At 65.4% G+C, this 21,838-nt stretch carries 10 protein-coding genes; 7 read left to right on the forward strand and 3 right to left on the reverse strand.

The window, feature by feature from the left end; genetic code table 11:
* The first annotated feature begins 4 nt into the window (after positions 1-4).
* Entirely contained in the window at positions 5-631 is a 627-nt protein-coding gene (locus H2052_RS13545) for a response regulator transcription factor (protein WP_293782562.1), read from the forward strand.
* Between the two features lie 67 nt (positions 632-698).
* On the opposite strand, the gene H2052_RS13550 is transcribed toward H2052_RS13545, so the two are convergent.
* Both H2052_RS13550 and H2052_RS13555 read right to left on the reverse strand, forming a co-directional pair.
* Positions 699-1,031, reverse strand: a complete 333-nt coding sequence (locus H2052_RS13550) for a hypothetical protein (RefSeq protein WP_293782564.1) — start codon at positions 1,029-1,031, stop codon at positions 699-701.
* Positions 1,032-1,223: 192 nt separating this feature from the next.
* Positions 1,224-4,565, reverse strand: coding sequence for a PAS-domain containing protein (locus H2052_RS13555; protein WP_293782566.1), 3,342 nt, complete (start codon positions 4,563-4,565; stop codon positions 1,224-1,226).
* Positions 4,566-4,639: 74 nt separating this feature from the next.
* On the opposite strand from H2052_RS13555, the gene H2052_RS13560 reads away from it, so the two are divergent.
* A complete protein-coding gene (locus H2052_RS13560) occupies positions 4,640-5,071 on the forward strand; it encodes a DUF488 domain-containing protein (RefSeq protein ID WP_293782568.1) in 432 nt (143 codons plus the stop codon).
* A gap of 13 nt (positions 5,072-5,084) precedes the next feature.
* Here the strand turns inward: H2052_RS13560 and H2052_RS13565 are convergent, their stop codons facing one another.
* Positions 5,085-6,068 (reverse strand): site-specific integrase, encoded by a 984-nt coding sequence (locus H2052_RS13565; protein ID WP_293782570.1) that lies wholly within the window; start codon positions 6,066-6,068, stop codon positions 5,085-5,087.
* Between the two features lie 132 nt (positions 6,069-6,200).
* Between H2052_RS13565 and H2052_RS13570 the strand changes: the two genes are divergently transcribed.
* The 5 genes from H2052_RS13570 to H2052_RS13590 all read left to right on the forward strand — a co-directional run bounded on the left by H2052_RS13570 (position 6,201) and on the right by H2052_RS13590 (position 21,810).
* Entirely contained in the window at positions 6,201-7,520 is a 1,320-nt protein-coding gene (locus tag H2052_RS13570; RefSeq protein ID WP_293782572.1) for an EAL domain-containing protein, read from the forward strand.
* Between the two features lie 143 nt (positions 7,521-7,663).
* Positions 7,664-8,443, forward strand: a complete 780-nt coding sequence (locus H2052_RS13575) for a SapC family protein (RefSeq protein ID WP_293782574.1) — start codon at positions 7,664-7,666, stop codon at positions 8,441-8,443.
* Entirely contained in the window at positions 8,436-10,142 is a 1,707-nt protein-coding gene (locus H2052_RS13580; protein ID WP_293782576.1) for a POTRA domain-containing protein, read from the forward strand. The genes H2052_RS13575 and H2052_RS13580 overlap by 8 nt, the downstream gene beginning before the upstream one ends.
* Before the next feature lie 20 nt (positions 10,143-10,162).
* Complete coding sequence (locus tag H2052_RS13585) at positions 10,163-10,672, forward strand: invasion associated locus B family protein (protein WP_293782578.1); 510 nt, start codon at positions 10,163-10,165, stop codon at positions 10,670-10,672.
* A gap of 29 nt (positions 10,673-10,701) precedes the next feature.
* Complete coding sequence (locus H2052_RS13590; RefSeq protein WP_293782580.1) at positions 10,702-21,810, forward strand: YDG domain-containing protein; 11,109 nt, start codon at positions 10,702-10,704, stop codon at positions 21,808-21,810.
* Positions 21,811-21,838: the final 28 nt, after the last annotated feature.

Raw genomic sequence — 21,838 nt, forward strand, 5'->3', positions numbered from 1 at the left:
CTGCATGGCAGGCGAGAGCATCCTGATCGCGGACGACCACCCCCTGTTCCGACAGGCGCTCTCGCTCGCTGCCACCCGCGTCCGCCCCGCCGCCCGCATCATCGAGGCGGGGACGCTCGACACCGCGTCGCGCGCGGCGGAGGCGAATGCGGACATCGCGCTCATCCTGCTTGATCTCAACATGCCCGGCGCGACCGGCTATTCAGGCGTCGCGCTGCTCCATGCCGAGCGGCCCGGCGTGCCGATCCTCGTGGTGTCGAGCGCCGAAGCTTCGACCGCGGCGGCAGAGGCACGGCGGTTCGGCGCCGTGGGTTTCGTGAGCAAGGAAAGCGACCTCGGCACGATCGAAAAGGCCATCGCGAACGCGCTTGCCGGGGAAACCATCGCCGCGCCCGCGAGCGGCGAACTCGATGATGTCGCAGCGCGTGTCGCGGCACTGACGCCGACCCAGCTTCGTGTGCTTCTCGGCGTTCTCGACGGACGACTCAACAAGCAGATCGCCTTCGACCTCGGCATTACCGAGGCAACCGTGAAGGCGCACATGACCGTGATCCTGCGCAAGCTCGACGTCGGCAACCGGACACAAGCGGCGCTTGCGGCACGCGCGCTCGGCATCGGCATCAAGCACTAGGCGGTAGTGTCAGGTTCCGCGCTCACCGAATGAATGATTTTTTTGAAGAGGTGCAGGCATCCCCGCGTCAGTCCCGCACCCTCTTGAATGTCACCACTCTCTGATGCTGATCCAGGTCGATTAACAACCACTCGTTGTCAATCGGCATATAAGAGCCATCATTGCCGAGCACATAAGCCATCTCTGTACCGTCCCACTTGTCTGTTTTTGTGGGTTCTCCGAGTAAGGCGATTACTTCGCTGCGAGTCTTTCCCTTCAGTGGGTAACGATCCAAAAAATCTTGGAGCATGTCGGCGCGCGCGCGACCCATGAGGTCGGCATTCTTCCACGCCTCTTGATCGAAACGATCGCCGGGCGAGCAATTGACGAGTGCGAAGCAAAGTAAAACGGCGGCACGCATAACGAGAGGATATCTTCAGCGCGACCATGTATGCAACCGCGTTGATTCCTGACCGTCCGAACTTGTCCGCACTGCCCAGATGTTCTGTTCCGGATTGGATCGGTAAGCCCCTCCGCTTCAGGGAGGGGGGGGATCGTGGACGATCCATCCGACTCCGAATATCTCTAAGACCAATCAACATTGGGACCTGATTCAGGCAGCGCGGGGTTCTTCCGCCGCGCCTGCAAGCCACGCATCGAGCGTCGCCGCCGCCAGCGGCTTTGCGAGCACGGGAATGCCAAGCGCGGCGGCGCGGCGCGGCGTTTCCGGGCTGCGATCCGCCGTGACGAGCGCGGCGCGCAGGCCGGGATGGCGCGCGCGCAGGTGGGCGATGAGATCGATACCGTCCATGTCGGCACCGAGCTGGAAATCGACGAGCGCGACATCGAACGGGCCTTCGTGGGCAAGCGCAGCCTCGGGGTCGTTTGCGGTCGTGACGCGGTGGCCCCGGCTGGTGCCGAGCACGGTCATTGCCTCGCAGACCGCAAGATCGTCATCAACGACGAGGAGATGCAGCGGCACCGCGTCCGTCACCGAAACGGCCTTTTCATCCTGGATCAGCGGCGGCTGCGCGTTCGCGAGGTCGAAGGTGACGCTGAAGCGGCTGCCCCTGCCCTGCACCGATGCAAGGTCGACCTTCGCGCCAAGATGGCGGGCGGCACGATCGACGATGGCGAGGCCGAGCCCGACGCCCGCCTCGCCGCCCGTACCGAGCCTTTCGAATTCGCGGAAGATCAGGTCCTGCTTGTCTTCCGGAATGCCGGGGCCGGTGTCGACGACATCGATGCGCACGCGCTCGCCCCGCCGCCGCGCGCCGAGGACGATACCGCCGCGCGCGGTGTAGCGGACGGCGTTCGATAGGAGATTCTGCACGATCGAGCGAAGCAGCGTGCGATCGGTTTCGAGCGTCGCATCGACACCACCGATACGCAGCGTCAGTCCCTTTTCCGCGGCCATCGGCTGGAATGTCGCCGCGACCTCGTGGAGCAGGGGTTTCAACTGGAAGACGGTGATCGTCGGTTCGAAGCCGCCTGCGTCGAGCTTCGAGATATCGAGCAGCGTGCGCAGGAGCTGCTCGGCGGCGACGATCGACTGGTCGATCCGATCCACGAGCACATGACCGCTTCCGCTCACCTCGCGGTCGAGGGCGGCGGCAAACAGGCGGGCGGCGTGGAGCGGCTGCAGCAGATCGTGGCTTGCGGCGGCGAGGAAACGCGTCTTTTCACGCGTTGCCCGCGCAAGCGCGACATTGGCTTCGGACAGTTCGGCAGTGCGCTGCGTGACGCGGATTTCGAGCTCGGCGCGCGACTGTTCGAGGGCTGCGCGCGCCTCGGCTTCCGCCGTGATATCGGTGAAGCACATCACGTAGCCGCCGCGCGGCATCGGGCCGCCGACGGTCTTTATGACGCGGCCATCGGGGCGGATGCGTTCGAAACTGTGCCGACTGCCGCGCCGCATGTGATCGAGGCGCCGCTGCACATGATCGTCGACCTCCCCGGGGCCGCATTCGCCGCGCAGTGCATTGTGGCGGATGAGTTCGGCGACCGGCGCGCCGACGCGCACCATACCGGGCGGATAATCGAACAGGTCGAGATAACGGCTGTTCCACGCCACGAGATTAAGATCGCTATCGACCACGCTGACGCCCGGATCGATGTGTTCGAGCGTCGCGGCGAGCAGATCCTTCGAGAATTGCAGGCTGCCGCTGCTTTCATCGAGCATCAGCGCAACGTCGCTTGCGGTGAATGTCGTGCCGGAAAGCGCGGACGCAACAAGAGAGCGTGCGGAAGGTGCGCCGACAACGCCCGCGATCATGCGCTCGGCCATCTGCGCGGCCCCGCGCCCGACCGGAACGCCTGCTGGCGCATCGCCGAACGCAGCGGCAGTGCGCTCGGCGCCCACGAAGCGCTCGACGAGACGGGCAAGCCCCGCGAGATCGGACACACGCGCGACGCCGTCGCCGAAATCGAAGGAGACACGCGCCGAGCGGATGCGCCGTGCCGCGACGAGTGCGTGGACGGCGATGTTGAGCCCGAGGCTCCAGAGCGTGCCGTGGACGAGCGGGCTGAGCCCATCAAGGCCGAGCAGCGCATTGGGGTCGGCGAACGTTCCGGCGAGCGGCGCGATGCCTTCGGCGCCGACGACGGCGGGAATGAAGAGCGTGTAGGCCCACAGCACGAGGCCGGTCGAAAGCCCCGCCTTGGCCGCCGCTGCATCGCGCCCGGCGCGGCCTACGGCGAGCACGAGGCTCGGCGCGAACTGTGCCATTGCCGCAAACGCGATCAGCCCGATCGCGGCGAGCCGCTCGCCCGCCGGAATGATCTGCGTGTAGGCGAGCGCACCCGCCATCACCGAGGCGATGACGACGCGCCGGATCGTGAGCATCACGCGGCCGAGATTGGCATCGTTTGCCCAGCGCGGGCTGCGCAGCAGAAGCGGCGCGATGAGATCGTTCGAAACCATCGTGGAAAGCGCGACGGATTCGACGATCGCCATGCCCGTCGCCGCCGAGAAGCCGCCGATGAACACGAGGATCGCGATGGCCTCCGCACCCGCGGCGAGCGGCATTTCAAGCACGAGCAGATCGGCGCTGGCCCCTGCCGGAACGAGCGCGGTCGCGGCGAGCGCGATCGGGATCACGACCAGCGACGTGACGACGAGATAAGCGGCGAAGGGCAGGCGCGAGCGGCGGACATCCTGGACGGATGCAGCCTCGATCACGCCGATGTAGAACTGGCGCGGCAGGCAGACGATCGCCATCATCGAAAGCAGCGTCACGACAAGGAAATCGATGCCGATGCCCGCGGGCGCGAAATTCTCGCCGAGTGCCGCCATACCGGATGTGCGCGTCGGCGCGTCGAGGCCCATGAACACGACCGCTGCAAACACGCCCGCCGCGACCAGCGCGGCGAGCTTCACGAGCGATTCAACGCCGACCGCGAAGAGAACGCCGTCGTTGCGGCCCGCCGCCTCGTAGCGCCGCGTGCCGAACAGCATCGCGAACAGCGCCAGCATCGCGGCGGTAAATCCCATGACGAGGCCGGGACTGTCTGTGCCGGTGAACTCCGCGAAACTGGTGCCGACCGAGCGCAACTGCAGCGCAAGATAGGGGATCGTGCCGAGGAGCGCGAGCAGCGTGACCAGCGCCGCGACCGTGCGGCTCTTGCCGAAACGCGAGCCGATGAAATCGGCGATCGAGGTGGCGCCCTCGCGCTGGACGGTTTCGACAAGCCGCTCGAGGAAACGCCAGCCGAACAGATAGATGAGGATCGGCCCGAGATAGATCGGCAGGTACAGCCAACCGTCCGCCACCGCGCTGCCGACCGCGCCGTAGAACGTCCAGCTCGTGCAATAGACCGCGAGCGCGAGCGTGTAGGCCGGAATCCGGTAGCGCGGCTTCAGCCAGCGGCCACGCCGGTTCTCCGCCCAGTAGGCGAGCGCGAACAGCGCGGACACGTAGGCCGCGGCGATCGCGAACAGGACAAGCCCATCCATGGGCCGCGCCTCCCCTTGTTTGGCCGGAATTTGAGAGGATTCACAAGGCAATGCAAGCAATGCTATGAAGCGTCATGCGCATCTTCTCGATCGGCTACGAAGGAACGACGCAGGAGGCCTTTATCGCGGCGCTGCGCGATGCCGGCGTCACGGTGGTCGCCGATGTCCGCGCCGTGCCGCTCTCGCGGCGCCCGGGGTTTTCGAAGAACGTGCTTGCCGCCGGTCTGCGCGAAGCCGGGATCGATTATGTCGGGCTGAAGGCGCTCGGCACACCGCCTGCGGGCCGGGAGGCTGCGCGGAAGGGCGATCACGCCGGACTCGCCGCCGTATACGAAGGCCAGCTCCGCGAGCCCGAGGCCATTGTTCAGGCAGAACAGCTGATCGAGCTTGCCCGAGAGAAGCCGACCGCGCTGCTCTGCTTCGAGCGCGACCCTGCCTGCTGCCACCGCACGCTTCTGATCGATGCCATCATGCCCGATGCCGACGTGACGCACCTGTTCGCCTGATGCGACACCGAATTCATAACCCGGACCCGACCCCTCGCCCGGACAGCCGATCTGCGACAATTGTACGATTGCATAATTTCCGGTCGGACGGCACAGGGTCCGCAATCAGGCCGAATGGCCGAAAAACCGTCGTTCGGGACAATAACGACCGGAGACGGAAAACCCCATGGGACGCGAGGTAAGTCAATGAAACGCAATGAAAATTCGTGTTACAAAATAACCAATATCGTAACAGATGGCAATAAATTAAACGCGCCGCTGATCTGAGCGTCCACGGCGGCGGCGCCGCAGCATGTGCCCGCGCCCCCTCCGAACGCGCTCGCGCTGATACATTTTCCGTGGAATTCGCGGATTCAAGCCTTTCATCGGACTCGATTTTATTTTCGCGCGGCGCCCTTTCGCCGCCCGACATCGCCCCACCCCCGCCCCGCCCATCGAGCCACATGCGCGCTGCGATCTGCCGCTCCTCCGGTCCGGACGCGCTCGCATAGATCGCCGTCGTCTTCATGTCGGCGTGGCCGAGCCAACGCTGCACCAGATTGAGTGGAACCCCCGACTGAATGGCCCGGACGCCGAAGCCGTGGCGTAGTCCGCGCGGTGTCGCATAGTCGCCGGTAAGTCCCGCCTCGACCATCACCTCGCAAACACGGCGATATGCAGTCATGCGAGACCATGTCCAAAGATCGGATTCCGAACTTGACCTGCTATTTATCCATTTTTTCATGAATCTTAGGAATTCTTCAGAAAGAGGAACTTCCCGATATACAGATTTACCCCGCTTCTTCAGGCATTTTATAATTAAGGTTCCAGCCTGGAAATCTATACTCTCCGCACTAACGGCCAGCGCCTCCGATATTCGGCAACCCGTTTCTGCCATCAGCCAACAAAACGCATAGACATCTTTACTTTTTTGTTTCGCAAATCTAACAAAATCCATAGTTTCTGATTCTGTAAGATACTTTCTTTTTCCATTAGTATTATACATATTCCAGGACATTTTTGTTTTACCATTACATTGTTTTTTTGGATTTTCTTCTTCCGATAGGGAGTATTCATCCCCGATACTCGGTCGTCCAGCCGCCTCTGATACCGTTTTGGTTATTTCGTCTCAAACCAAGGCGAACAGGATTTGGCGGAACGCATGGCGGACATGGCGGCAAGATTCACGACAATCGGGGCGGAAGCCGCGCACCCGGACGACTCCGTGGCCAGCGTTTTCCACTGCGCCCCGATCCTCATCGCGCTTCGAATCGACAATATCCGGTCGATCGCGAAAGCCTATGGCGAGGCCGCTGCACTCGCAGCGCAGCAGCATCTTGAGAGCACCGTGTCCGGGCGCGCCACGACGCATGTCGTCGATCGCGCGCTCGGCCGGCTCGATGCGGCGCTCGTCGTGCCGGGCAGCCCCGAACACTTCACCCAGCAGTTGCGTAGCGTATTTGCCCGTTCGCCGATCCGGTATCTGGACGATTCCATTTTCCTGACCGTGTCCATTGCCTGGTCGGCGGCGACATTCACGAGCGGGGCAGACATAAGCCCCGCCGGGTTTGCCGCACTTCACGACGCCTTCGGCGCCCCCCTGCCCGCGTGCCCGGATGCCGCGCGCTATCGCCGCGACATGGCGACCGCCGCGCAGGTGTTCACGGCCGTGGCGGAGGGGCGCCTGTTTCCCGCGTGGCAGGCGGTGAGCGGCGAGGACGAAATCCTTTATCATGAATGCCTGCTGCGCCTCGTCGGCGACGACACGCCCACGGTGAGCGACGCCGTCGCAGCGCTGGAACGCACAGGCCTCGTGCGCGCGTTCGACCAGATCATGCTGTCGCTGGTGCTCGACGAGCTGGAGGCCGATTCCGCAGCGCGACTCGGCGTCAATATTTCCGCCGCGAGTGCGCTTCTCGATCCCTGGTGGGACGATGCGCTCGCGCGGCTACGCGCGAACCCCGCCGCGACGCGTCGGCTCGTCGTGGAGATCACCGAGACCGCGGCGTTCCCTTCGATTTCCAGTGCCGCGCGCTTCACATCCGCGCTGCGCGAACTCGGCTGCCGGATCGCGATCGACGATTTCGGCATGGGCTTCAGCTCCGTGCGGAGCGTGCTTGCCCTATCGCCCGACTATGTGAAGGTCGACGCCTTCTTTCTGCGCCGCGCAGGCCAATCGGCACGATGCCGCAACGCGCTTGCGCACATGATCGGGCTTGCAGGCACGATGGCCGCCGGGGTCATCGTCGAAGGCGTCGAGACGGAGGCGGACAGCCGCCTCGTCGCGTCGCTCGGCGCGGACTGGCAGCAGGGCCACTACATCCATTTCCCCTCCACGCTGCGCCCGTGGATCGCACGCCGCAATGCACCCGCCGCAGCGAGCGGATTTGCATCCACAATGACCGCATCTGGTGGCGCCGCGTTTCTGCCCGCAAATTCGCCATATCGATCGATCGGACTCTCCGGATGATCAGAACGCAATCATTGCGGGAACGGTTCGAAGCACCGGAACGGTTCCATCCCCGGTTCGATTCCGGGGATGTCGTGTTTATGCGTTCTCTCGCGAAGTCGAACGGCAGTCGCACATAACAATAACAATGCTGCTGGTGAAAAATGCCTCCGTTGCTTTACGAAGACCCCGTCCTTCTCCGGGGCGATCTCCACAAACACGCCGCACTCCTCGCCTGCGAAAGTTTTCAATTCGCGGCGAGCGTCGTGGCCGTTCCGCTGAACGCATCGGAATTCGCGCTCGCCGCGCGCTGCTATCCAATCGTGTTCGCCGACACCGAGACGACGGTGCCGCTGGCGGTGCTGGGACTTGGCGGCGATTCCAATCTGTTCGTGGACGGCGAGGGCCGCTGGTCGGATGGCGCTTACGTGCCGGCCTATGTTCGGCGCTATCCGTTCCTGCCCGTGACCACACCGAACAGCGACGCGCTGATGCTGGCGATCGATCGGCCGCGATTGATCGAGCGCGACGGCATGGTGCCAGCGGACGCGAATGGGCTTTTCGACGGCGACACCGCCTCCCCTCTTGCCGCGCGCGCGCTCGACTATTGCGAGCGCTATCACCGCGATCATTTGCGTACGGTGGAATTCGTGTCGGGTTTGCGGGAGCGCGATCTTCTCGAAACGCGGCGCGCCGATATCCACCTTCCCGACCAGTCGCAATTCCGGATCGACGGGTTTCGGATGATCGATCGCGCGAAGCTGCGTGCGCTTCCCGACAATTGTCTGGGCGACTGGTTCCGCAAGGGCTGGCTCGATCTCGCCGCACTTGCCGAAACCTCTCAGGCGAACTGGCAGACGCTGCTCGATCGTCAGGCTGCGCGCGCTGCGGCGAACACACCGCCGGCACGCCAGCGATCAACAAGAAAGCGTGCCGATGCGTGATGTTCTCCCGCCGGCCGTGCTCGCGGTCCTGCTCTGCACCGCCCACGCAGCGGGGGCGCAGGTGACACCCGCCGATATTCCGCGCACCGCGGAGCCGCGGCCGCAGATGCCCGAGCCGATTCCCGAAGCCCGCGCGACCGCACCCGCGCCCGCGCCGCTGCTGCGTCAGCAGGTCGCGCCGGAAGCCGCCGCCGAAACACGATTCACATTCCGCACACTCGTGATCGACGGCGCATCGGCGATTCCCGAAACCGACCTGCGGGCGCTGTGGCGGGCGGAGCCGGGCGAAGAGGTTGCCGTCAGCGCGATCTTCCAGTTCGCCGACGCCGTTACGCGCGCCTATGCGGCGGAGGGCTATCTCCTCTCCTTCGCGCTCGTTCCCGAGCAGGCGCTCTCCGAAGGCGTCGTGCGTATCCAGGTGATCGAGGGGCACGTCTCCGCGATCCGCGTGAAACGGAACGGCACGGTGCGCGAAATCCGCAGCGTGAGCGACGCAGCGGGCGAACTGCTCGCGGTGCGGACGGCGGCGCGCATTCTCGAATCGCGCCCGCTGAAGGCAGAGGATCTGGAGCGCGCGCTGCTGCTGATGAACGACCTGCCGGGGCTCGCCGCGACATCGCAGCTCGCGCCATCACCCGATACGCCGGGCACGTCGCTGCTCACGATCGATCTGTCGCACCGCGCCGTGCGCGCCGACGCGAGCTATACCAACATGATGTCGGGCGTGCTCGGCCGCGACATGCTGGGCGGCGGGCTGCGTTTCAGCGGCGACAGCGGCGAGGTGCGCCTGCGCGGATGGGCGAGCCCCGACGGCGACCGCTACCGCTCCTTCACCGGCGAAGCGACCAAGTGGCTCGGCCCGAACGGTGTCCGCCTGGATGGGCGCGCGAGCTTTTCGTGGAGCCGGCCGATCGGCGAACTGCTCGAAGCGATCCGCTATCGCGGCGAGACACTGAACGTCGATCTCGGCATTGCGGTCCCGATCCGCCGTAGCCGCGCGAGCAACATCGGCCTCACCCTTGCCGGGCACGTGATCGATTCCGATTCCACGGTTCTGCGCACGGCGTTCACGCGCGACCGGATGCGCACGGCGACCGTCGATCTCGATTTCGACTGGGCCGACACCGGCGGCGGCATCAATCTCGTTCGCGTCGGCGCGATCAAGGGCTTCTCCGGGCTCGGCGCAACGAGGGATGACGATCCGCTGCGCACGCGCATGAACGGCTCCGCGTCCTTCCTCAATGTCACGCTCTACGCGCAGCGCTATCAGCCGGTGGCGCGCGTGGCGGGCGGCGATTTCGGGATTGTCGCCAAGGGCTCCGGCCAATGGGCCGCGACCGATGCGCTGCTGAGCGCGGCGGAATGCAGCTATGGCGGCGCGGGCTTCGGGCGCAGCTACGACAGCGGCACGGTGAGCGCCGATCACTGCGTGATGGGCGGGCTTGAAGCGCGCTGGCGGCGCGGGGTGGCGGGCAAGATCGGGGTCGGCGTTCACGGCTTCGTCGATGGCGGCATCGGCTGGCAGAAGGGACGCCTCGATACCGGCGAGGCGCGGCGTCATTCCGCGTCCTCGGCAGGCGGCGGCATTTCGGTGCAGATCGGGCCGCGCCTCACCGCGCAGGCGGAGGCCGCGCGCGGCCTTTCGGGGCCGACCGAGCGCAAATGGCGCGCCAATTTCTCGATCTCTCTCTCGCTATGACCCGGAGCAAGGACCGCTTCATGATCGCGCTGCCCGCCATCCTCGTCGCACTCGCCGCCGCCGCGCCCGAAACACCAAAGGCCGACATCCACGGCGACTGGGTCGTGCAATGCACGGCGGCGGCGGACGTGCCGCCGTGCGAGATCGCGCAGGCCGCGACATCGAAGAGCACGGGCGAGCAGATCATGCGCGTCGCCTTCGCCTATCGCGGCAGCGGCGAACGCTATGCCGTGCAGATCCGTCTCCCGCTCGGCGTGCGGCTCACGCAGCCGCCATTGCTGCGCATCGACGAAACCAGCGATCTGGAAGGCTATGGCTACACGCGCTGCGACGCGGGCGGCTGCTACATCGAGCGCCTGCTCGGCACGCCGGAGATCGCACGGCTGCGCACGGCGAAGGCGGGTGCGCTCGCCGTTCTCGGCAGCGACGGCAAGCCGATGGTGCTGCCGCTTTCCTTCAACGGTTTCGCCGAGGCGCTCGATGCATCGGCAATCCAGAACACGGCGTGGGCGAAAGCCTCCAACCGCTGAAAGACCTAATAAGAAAAGAGGCATTCCCAATGGCCCCGCGTTTCGTATTCGACAAGCGCCGCATCATTCTTGCGGGCACCAGCCTTGCCGCACTCGCGCTCGCGGGCGCGGCGCACGCGGGCCCCTCCGGCGGCACGGTGAGCACCGGTAGCGCATCGATCGCGGGCGACGGCACCGGCCACGTGACCGTGACGCAGACGAGCGACCGCGCGATTCTCGATTGGAACAGCTTCTCGATCGGCACGGGCGAAAGCACGCGCTTCATCCAGCCGGGCAGTACCTCGGTCGCCGTGAACCGCGTGACGGGCGCCGACCCCTCCTCGATCCTCGGGAACCTGACCGCGAACGGGCGCGTCGTGCTCATCAACCGGAACGGCATCGCCTTCGGCAAGGATGCGACCGTGGACGTGGGCGGGCTCGTCGCGACGACGGCGGACATCGACCGCCAGGCGTTCATGGCGACGGGATCGCTGAACTTTTCGGGCGGCAGCCTGCCCGCCGCATCGATCGTCAACGAAGGCCGCATCACCGTGCGCGACGCGGGGCTTGCCGCGCTGGTCGCGCCGCGCGTGCGCAACAGCGGCACGATCGTCGCCAACCTTGGCCGCGTCGCGCTGGGCGCAGGCACGGGATTCTCTGTCGATTTCTACGGCGACGGTCTGGTGTCGTTCGCGCCGGACGGCATTGTTGCGGCCACGATCGGCGACGGCGGCTCCGCGCTTGTCGAGCACAGCGGCGTTATCGAGGCGAGCGGCGGCAAGGTGCTCTTGAGCGCGGCAGCCGCGCGCGATGTCGTCAACGCTTCGGTGAACGTGTCGGGCGTCGTGCGCGCGGACGGTATCAGCCGCAAGGGCGGCAGCATCGTGCTTTCGGGCTCGGGCAGCGTCACCGCGAACGGACGCATCACCGCGGACAGCGACAAGCAGGCGGGCGGCACCATAGCGATCAGCGGCGGCAGCGTTTCGCTCGGCGGGCTGATCAGCGCCAGCGGCACGGACGGTGGCGCAATCGCGGTAGACGCGCAGGGATTGCTCTCGCTCGCGGAGACCGTGGCGGCGACCGGCCGTCTCGGCGACGGCGGCACGATCCGGTTCGACGCCGGACGCATCATCGAAACCACGACAGGCCGCAACGATGCCTCGGGCGCGATTCACGGCGGCGCGATCCGCGTCGTCACCGAAGGCGGGCTTGCCACATCGGGCACCTATCTGGCGGACGGCGTCTACGGGCGCGGCGGCCAGGTCGATCTCAGCGGCGCCAGCGTGTCGCTGCTCTCCACGCAGATCAGCGCACGCGGTCGGCTTGCGGGCGGGCTCGTGCGCGTCGGCGGCGCGTTTCAGGGCGGGAAGACGCCCGATCCTGCGCAGGCCTATCATTCGACGTTCCTCGGCCGATGGGGCGCGCGCGAAGCCCTGTCGAGCGCGGACACGCTGTTCGTGGGCAACGCGGCTGCGATCGATGTTTCGTCCTCGCGCGGCGACGGCGGCACGGCGGTGTTCTGGTCGGACACGCGCACGACGTTCCTGGGATCGGTCGACGCGCGCGGCGGGCGCGGCGGTTCGGTGGAAATCTCCTCCGCGGGCGATCTTCGCCAGGCCGCGCTCGACTGGGTGCTGACCGGCGCGGGCGGGCACCTGCTGCTCGATCCGAAGAACATCGTGATCGGCACCGTCGACGATGTCAAAAGCTGGCAATATGCCGCCGTTCTCGGTGCGGTCTATGCGAACAGCAGCAATCCCGATGCATTCGAGAATTCCGTTGCGGCGGCGCTCGATACATTCGATTCGTTCGGATCGTCGGTGGCGCTCAATGCGGCCGGAACGCGCATGGCGGTCGGCGCGAGCGGAGACGACGGCGCGAACAATCTCACGACCAATGTGGGCGCCGTCTATCTGTTCAGCTTCAGCGACGGCGATTTCTCGAACGGCACGCTGACCAGCATCGTCGGCAAGGGCTATACAGGCGGCAAGAATATCGACGTCGCCGCACTCGCCGCTGCCGACGGATTCGGTACGTCTGTCGCGCTGAATGCGACAGGCGATCTGCTCGCGGTCGGCGCCATCGGCGACGACGGGAAGAATGAAGACGCGAGCGGTTCGGGCGCTGCCTATCTGCTCCGTTTCGCGGACGGCAATTTCAGTGGCGGTACGCATGTCGGAACGATCGGCAGGAATTATAACGGCGCGGGCGACGTTGCCATCGCCGTTGAAGCCGACGCCGGCTTCGGACGCTCGGTCTCGCTGAACGGCGACGGCGACCTGCTTGCGATCGGCGCGTGGAACGACGACGGCTTCGGAAACGTTGCCGATAAATCGGGCGCGGCCTATCTCGTCCGCTTCGCCGGCACGGATTTCGGCGGCGGCACGCACGCCGGGACGGTGGGCTACGGCTATGCAGGGCCCGGCGATATTAATCTCGCGCTCGACGTCGGTGATTATCTCGGCGTCTCCGTCGCATTGAACGCTGCCGGTGATCGGCTCGCCATAGGCGCGCACGGGGACAACGGCTTCGGCAACAGCGCGGCGGAATCGGGCGCGATCCATGTGATCGGTTTTTCCGACACGAACTTCTCCGGCGGTACCAAGCTCGGCACCATCGGCAAGGGCTATACGGGTGCCGGAGATACGAATGTCTCTGCGATCGTCGGCGGCGACATGTTCGGGTACGCGGTCGCGATGAATGCGGACGGCACGCGCGTTGCCGGAACCGCACTCGGCGACAATGCCGCGACGAACAATATGTCCAACTCGGGCGCCGTGCACCTGCTGTCGTTCGCGAACACCGATCTTTCCGGCGGCACCTACGAAGGCATCATCGGCAAGGGCTACACCGGCGGCAAGAACACCGACGTCGCCGATCTGGAAGCCGGCGACATGTTCGGCTTCGGCCTCGCGTTCAATGCGGCGGGCGACCGGCTGGCGGTCGGTGCTTACAGCGACGACGGCGGCACCAACAGCCTGAGCGGCGCGGGCGGCGTCTATCTGATGCGCTTCGCGGACGGCAATTTTTCGGGCGGCGCGGTGGCGGGCGTGATCGGCCGGGATGCCTGGCGGACGGGCGACATCGATGTCGCGAACCTGCAGGCGAATGACCGGTTTGGCGATGCCGTCGCACTCAACGCCGAAGGAGACCGGCTCGCCATTGGTGCGCTGGCAGACAGCGGCGCACTCAACGACACGTCAAGCGCGGGTGCCGTGTATCTGTTCAGCTTCACGGACGGTGATTTTTCGGGCGGCACGCTCTCCGGGATCATCGGCAAGGGATATAGCGGCGGCAAGAATCTCGACATCGCACGGCTTCAGGTTGACGACAATTTCGGATCAACGGTTGCACTCAACGCAGCCGGAACACGGCTCGCGATCGGAGCCCTCAACGACGACGGCAGCGACGACTCCACCTCAAACGCGGGTGCCGTGTATCTGATTGATTTCAATGACGGTAACTTCTCGAACGGGAATGTCAGCGGGATCATCGGAAAAGGATATTCGGGCTTTAGCGGCGCCAACGATCTTGACGTCGCCAGCCTCGAGGATAGCGACCGGTTCGGCCGCGCAGTCGCACTGAACGCCGCGGGCGATCGCATGGCTGTCGGGGTGACCGGTGATGACGGATTCAACAACTCTGTCACAGATTCAGGAGCCGTACTTCTTTTCACGCTGGGAAGCAGTGCGTCCCTGACGGGTACGATCGGTGCCGGTTATGCCGGACCCGATGATTTGAATGTTGCGCTTGCGGCCGGTGACCAGATCGGCGTTTCAATATCACTGAACGCGGCAGGAGACCGTCTCGCCGTCGGCACGATCGTCGACGATGCAAGTGACGACCTGACAAGCAATGCTGGTGCAGTCTATCTGTTTTCCTTCACCGACGCTGATTTCGCTGGCGCTTCGCATGTCGGTACGATCGGCAAGGGCTATGCAGGCGGCGGCGATGTTTCCCTGGCGCTGGATGCAAACGACTCCTTCGGAATAAGCGTATCCCTGAACGCGGCGGGCGACCGGCTTGCAGTTGGCGCATTTGGCGATGCCGGCAATGGCAACGCTGCAGCGAACGCGGGTGCGGTATACCTCTTCAGCTTTACCGACAGGAACTTTTCCGGCGGCGCAGTCTCCGCAAAGATCGGCAGCAGCTACACTGGCGGCAAGAATCTGGGCTTATCCAACCTGGAGGCAAATGACCGGTTCGGCATATCAGTCGCGTTGAATGCCGCGGGCGACCGGCTTGCCGTCGGCACGTTCCTGGATGGCGGCGCGTCAAATGGGGCTGCAAGTTCCGGCGCCGTCTATCTGTTCCGCTTCACCGATGGTGATTTCAGCGGTGGCCGGCTCTCGGGCATTTTCGGCAAGGGCTATGGACGAAACCGCGATCTCGCGCTCAATCCCACACCGGACACTGCGGACCAATTCGGCATATCCGCAGCGCTAAACGGCGCGGGTGACCGGCTAGCGGTTGGGGCTTTCGGGGACCATGGTGCCGAGGGCGGGACAACGCCCTACGGCGCCATCTATCTGTTCAGCTTCAGCGACGACCAGTTCTCGGACGGTGCGCTCGAAGCCATTGTCGGCAAGGGTTATACGGGCGGGAAGAATATCAATCTCGCGTCGCTTGAATCGGGCGACGGGTTCGGCTTTTCCGTCGCGCTGAACGATACCGGCAATCGCATGGCGGTTGGCGCGTGGGGGGATGACGGTTTCGCAAACGGCGTGGCGGGATCGGGTGCCGTGCATTTGTTCAGTTTCACTGACAGCACGTTTTCCAACGGTGTGCAGTCAGGGACCATCGGCACGGGCTATGTCGGCGTCGGAGACATTAATGTTGCGCTTGGCTCCAGCGACTCCCTGGGTTCGGCCGTCGCGCTGAACGCGGCGGGTGATCGGCTAGCGGTGGGTGCTTATCTCGATGATGGAAGTACCAACGCCACGACAAATTCGGGCGCGGTTTACCTGTTCCGCTTCACCGACACGGATTTTGGCGGCGGGTCTCACGCCGGCACCATCGGGAGCGGATATGCCGGCGTCAGCGGAATGCCGACGCTTGAAGACAGCGACTATTTCGGCATTTCTGTCGCGCTGAACGCGGCCGGCGATCGGCTCGCCGTCGGCGCCTCGGGCGATGACGGCGCGGGCAACGCGGCGAGTGCCTCCGGCGCGGTGTATCTGTTCACCTTTACCGATGCGGATTTTGGCGGCGGTACCTCCGCCGCGAGGATCGGTACGGGCTATTCCGGCGGAAAGAATCTCAATCTCATCCCGCTCGAAGCTGGCGACCAGCTTGGCCGATCAGTCGCTTTCAATGGCGATGGCAATTATCTGGCCGTGGGCGCCAATCTGGACGATGGTTTCAGCAACGCAGTGCAGAACGCGGGCGCTGTTTACCTATTCAGCTTCACCGACACGAGTTTTTCGGGTGCGGCGCACAAAGGCACGATCGGTGCGGGCTACACGGGCACGTGGGACACGAATATCGTGCTCGACGTGGATGATAATTTCGGCGTGTCGGCGACGCTGAGCGCGGACGGCCTGCGGCTGGCGGTGGGGGCGAACGGAGATGACGGCGCAAGCAACGCCATCTCCAACAGCGGTGCCGTCTATTTGTTCTCGACCGAACGGCCGAGCGCGTTTTCCTATGCCGACCATCCGGATGCCACCGTCAACATTTCGGCAACGTCGCTCGCCGCGCTGCTTGCCGCCGGCACCAACCTGACGCTGCAGGCATCGAACGACATCACCGTCTCGGCGGCAGTGACGGTGGACAACGCGCTTGGCGACGGCGGCGATCTGACGCTGCAGGCGGGGCGCAGCGTGCTCCTCAATGCAAGCATCGCCACCGACAACGGCGACCTGACGCTGATCGGGAACGATAGGCTGGCGAACGGCGTGGTCGATGCCTACCGCGACAGCGGAACCGCAGCCATTACCATGGGCGTGGGCACGACGATCACCGCAGGCACCGGCAGCGTCTCCATCGATCTGCGCGACGGCGCGGGGAAAACCAATACCGCTGCCGGCGACATCACGCTGCGCGCGATCACGGCAGGCGCGCTCACCGTGACGAACGCCAGCACGGCGGGCGACATCCTGCTCAGCGGCAACATCACCACGAGCGGCGCGCAGCACTATACGTCCGAACGCGACGTGAAGCTTGCGGCGAGCACGACCATCGCGGTGTCGGGTGCGGCGACGCTCGGTATCGACGCCGCGCGGCAGCTTCTTCTCGACGATGCCTCGAAGATCGAGAACACATACAGCGGCGGCCTGACGCCGTTCGACGCCATCGTCATCGAGGTGAACCGGCGCGCTATCGCCGCGACCGGCTCGCTTGCGGGCATCCAGATGGACGCTGCCGCCGTCATCCGCACCGCCGCCGGGGGCGCGGGCGCGATCAATCTCTCAGCACGCGGCGGCGCCACTGATGGGCGCGGCATCAACATGATCGGCGCCTCCAGGATCGAATCGCTCGGATCGGGCAAGATCACGCTGAACGGCACGGGCGGCGGCGGCACGGGCGGAACCGCTTACGGCGTGTTCCTGACCCAGTCGTCGGAGATCATCGGCACGGACGGCGACATAGAGATCATCGCCGAATCGACGGGAACCGGCCCGGCGCCGGGGATGCACGTGTTCAACGGTTCGCAGGTGCGCACGACGGGTACGGGCGACATCACGCTGCAGGGCACCGCCTCCGCCGCCGGTGCAGGCGTATGGATATCGGGGAGCGGCGCCAGCGTGCACACGGCTTCGGGCGATATCACCATCAACGCGGCCAGCGCCGTCGGCGGCAACCCGGATTTCGAGATCGCCTCCGGGGGATCGCTGGGCGTCTCCGGCACGAACGACATCACGATCAACGCAGACACGGTTGCATTCATGGCCGCGGTTTCCGGAAACGGCATCCTCACCATCCGGCCGCGCACGGACGGGCGAACCATCGGGCTCGGCGCGGGCGCGGGCGACCTATCGCTGAGCGTGTCATCGCTCTCCAACATCCAGAACGGCTTCTCCGAAATCGTCATCGGCAATGCGGATGCAGGGGCAATCACGGTTGGCAGCGGCCTCACGACCTTCAACGACAGGCTGCGCATCGTGGGCGGCAGCACGCTTGCGATCGGTGGCGGGATCGATGTGGGCCTCAACCGCCTGACGCTCGACATCGCAGGCGGAACGACGCAGACCGCAGCGATCTCCGCCGAGCAGCTCCTGCTGCTGGGCGCGGACAGCGACTACACGCTGGACCATGCGGACAACGCTGTCGGCTTCCTCGCCGCCGATATCGGGACGGGCGCGCTCGTGCTCAATCACGGTGCGGCGACCGGTCTTAATGTCGGCAGCTTCGGCGGGGTGGACGGCATCACCGCAGGCAGCGCGTCCGTAACCACGACTGATGCTTCCGGCGTGATCTCCATCGAGCAGGACGTGACCACAAGCGGCGCGCAGAGCTTCACATCCGAACTCGCATCGATCGATGTCAAATCCGGGGTGCATCTCCTCGTCACGGGCAAGGCGACACTCTCCCTCACGGCGGGCACCCAGATCGCCATTTTCGAAGCCACGCTGGAGAACAGCTACGCGGGTGACGGCGCCGCCTTCGATGCCATCTCGGTGACGGCAAACAACGATGGAATCGCATTCGCCAGGCCGGATGGCCGCAGGAATACCGGGCTCTTTGCCTTCGATGCGCTGATCCGGACCGCGGCGGGAGGCGGCGGCGGCATTGCGCTCTTCGGGCGCGCAGGCACCGGCACGCTCGATGCGATCGGCGTGGATATCGACGGCAGCACGATCCAATCGCTCGGCGCCGGGGCGATCGAGATCGAAGGGCACGGCGGCGCGGGCGCTGTCGGCGGCGGCAAATCCGGTGTCCTCGTTCACGATACGGCGACAACGCCGGTCGGCGCGCGCATCGAAAGCAATCTCGGCGCGATCACGATCACCGGCACGGCGGGCAATGCGACGGTGGGCGACGACAATGTCGGCGTCGCCATCATCCAGAATTCGTCGGTCGCCTCCACCTCGAGCAATTCCAGCGCGGGCACCGTGGCGATCATCGGCACGGGCGGCGGCACGGGAACCTCCGGCGGCAATCATGGCGTACTTCTTGATGGCGCGCTTGCGCTCTCGAGCAATGGCGCGAACATCAGCATCACCGCCACAGGCGGCATCCCGGCCTCCGGCACGAACAATGACGGCCTCCGCCTCGCGGGAACCGGAACCGTGGTCCAATCCGGCACCGGCGAAATCGTGATCGCGGCGGCAGCCGGAACCGATGGCCTCGACTTCGACAACCTCGCCGGAAGCAATGCCTTGGACGCCGGTTCGGGCCGCTGGATCCTGTATCTGGGGAACCCCGACGACAGCGTGTTCGGTGGCCTCGCCAGCGGCAGCCTGCCGATCTGGGGGCAGACGATCGGAACACTCCCCCCCGCATCCGTTGGAGCCGGAAACCGTCACGTCTTCGCCTTCGCTCCCACACTGATGGCGAGCACGGACTTCGAGGACGACAAAGTCTACGGCGAAACCTATTCTTGGCCGACGCTCGTGCTCGGCACGCACTATGCGCTTGATGGCCTCGTCGACGCATCGGCCTACGGCGATATCTGGACACAGGAGACGCTCGCAACGATCGGCCTCTCCGGCGCGCCCATACTGAGTTCGGCGGGCACCGCAGCCGCCGCGAACGTCGCCGGTTCGCCTTACAGCATCAGCATTGCCAACGGCACGCTGGCAAGCAGCGCCGGCTATACGTTCGGCACCCCCTCCTCCACCGGCGCGCTCACCGTGACGCGGAAAGCGCTCACCCTCGCCGGTGTGACCGCCGCGGGCAAGACGTATGACGGCAATGCCGACGCCGACCTTTCCGGCGGCACGCTGGGCGGCGTGGTGGGCAGCGACGATGTCGCGTTCGTCGCCGGATCGGGCACGTTCGCGAGCCGCAATGTTGGCACCTGGAGCATCACCGCCACAGGATACACGCTGTCGGGTGTGGATGCGGGCAACTACACGCTGACGCAGCCGACCGTCACCAATGCAACCATCACCGCGAAGACACTGACGCTGACGGGCGTCTCCGCTGCGGGCAAGGTCTATGACGGCGACGCAGACGCGGACCTTTCGGGCGGATCGCTCATCGGTATTATCGGCAGTGACGACGTCGAATTCTCGGCAGGCTCGGGGCTGTTCGCCAACAAGAACGCGGGGACCTGGAGCGTCACCGCATCGGGCTACACGCTCACCGGCGGCGACGCGGGCAATTATACACTGACGCAGCCGACGATCGCCAATGCGACGATCTCGCCGCGCACGCTGAACACGGGCGTCACGGCAAACGGCAAGACCTATGACGGGACGCGCGATGCCGCCCTCACCTTCTCCACCGGCGACATCGTGACCGGGGATTCGGTGACGTTCGCCTATGATGCGCAGTTCGCCGACAAGGCCGCCGGGACGGGCAAGTCCGTCAGCCTGGTGGGCAGCGTAACGCTGACGGGAACGGACGCGGCGAACTATACGCTCGCGCTCGATCCGGGCGACGTGTCCACGCTCACGGCGGACATCACGGCGCGAACGCTGACGGTGAGCACGGTTGGTGCGACGGACAAGGTCTATGACGGCGGGACGTCGGCGGGCCTCGCGTTCACGACGGCGGACATCCTTTCCGGCGATATGGTGACGTTCGATTACACCGCGAACTTCGCGGACAAGAACGCCGGCGTCGGCAAGAGCATCACCGCCTCCGGTGTGTCGCTCTCGGGCTCGGACGGCGGAAATTATATTCTCGTCCTCGATGGCGCGCTGCTCGCGGGGCTTTCGGCCGACATCGCCGCAAGGACGCTGAACATCACGGCCGTAGAGGCCTCCGAAAAGGTATACGACGGAACGACGACGGCCATGCTGGCGATCACCGCGACGGGACTCGTCGGCGGCGACGATGCGGCGTTCGGTTATGATGCGCGCTTTGCCAACAAGAATGTCGGCAGCGGAAAAACCGTCTCGGTTAGGGACGGCATAAGCCTGAGCGGTGCGGATGCGGACAATTATGTTGTCGTGCTCGATCCCGCGCTGCTCGGCGGTTTTTCGGCGGACATCACCGCGAAGACGCTCAGCATCACAGACGTGCTCGCGCTTGCCAAAACCTACGACGGTTCGCGCGGCGCCGATCTCGCCTTCGTCACCGACGATGTCGTTAGCGGCGACACGGTGGGCTTCGGTTACGAAGCGCTGTTCGCAGACAAGAACGCGGGCGCAAACAAGGCCATCGCTGTGACCGGCGGCGCGGTGGCGCTGACCGGCGCCGACGCGGGCAATTACGCGCTCAGCCTCGACGCGGCGCTGCTGCTCGGGCTCAGCGCCGATATCGGGCGCAAGACGCTGACAGTCACGGATGTGGCGGCCGCCGAAAAGACCTATGACGGCACGCGGAACGTGCCGCTCGATTTCACGACCGTGGATATTCTTGCCGGCGACAACGTCGCGTTCGACTACGAGGCGCTGGCCGCCGATCGCAACGCCGGAACCGGCAAGAGCGTGACCGTGGGCGGGGTTTCGCTGTCGGGCGGGGATGCGGGCAATTACGATCTCGTTCTGGACGACAGCCTGCTCGGCGGCCTCACGACGGACGTTTCCGCGAAGGCGCTGACCGTCGTTGTCGATGACAAGTCTCGCGCGCGCTTCCAGCCCAATCCGGCGTTCACCTATCACCTCGTCGGCCTCGCCGAGGGCGACGACGCCTCGGTGGTCAGCGGCGTGGCGCTGCATACGGCCGCGACGGGCGAATCCCCCGCCGGGCACTATGCGATCGAAGCGTCCGGCGGATCGGCTCCGAATTACGTGCTCGCCTACACGCCGGGCACGCTCACCGTGACCGGCCACCTGATTTCGCCCTACGATCAGGACCGCATCCAGCACGTGCCCGGCAGCCTCAGCGGCAGCGACGGTTTCGGCGGGCTGGTCTCGATCGCACCCACGCCCACGCTGCAAACGCTCTCGGGCTACACGAGCGAAGCGGCGCTGGATGGCCAGGAGCCGTTCTGTTCCGATCCGGGGAAACGCTCGGGCGGCCAGCGTCTGCTTCCGCACCTCCAGCTCAATATGAGCGGCCGCACGCTCTACTGCCTCGGCAGCCCCTCGCGTTTTGCGCAATAGACGCCTTAAATTGACAGTCCTAATGCCA

The sequence above is a fragment of the Sphingosinicella sp. genome (assembly GCF_013911755.1).
GTDB lineage: Bacteria > Pseudomonadota > Alphaproteobacteria > Sphingomonadales > Sphingomonadaceae > Sphingosinicella.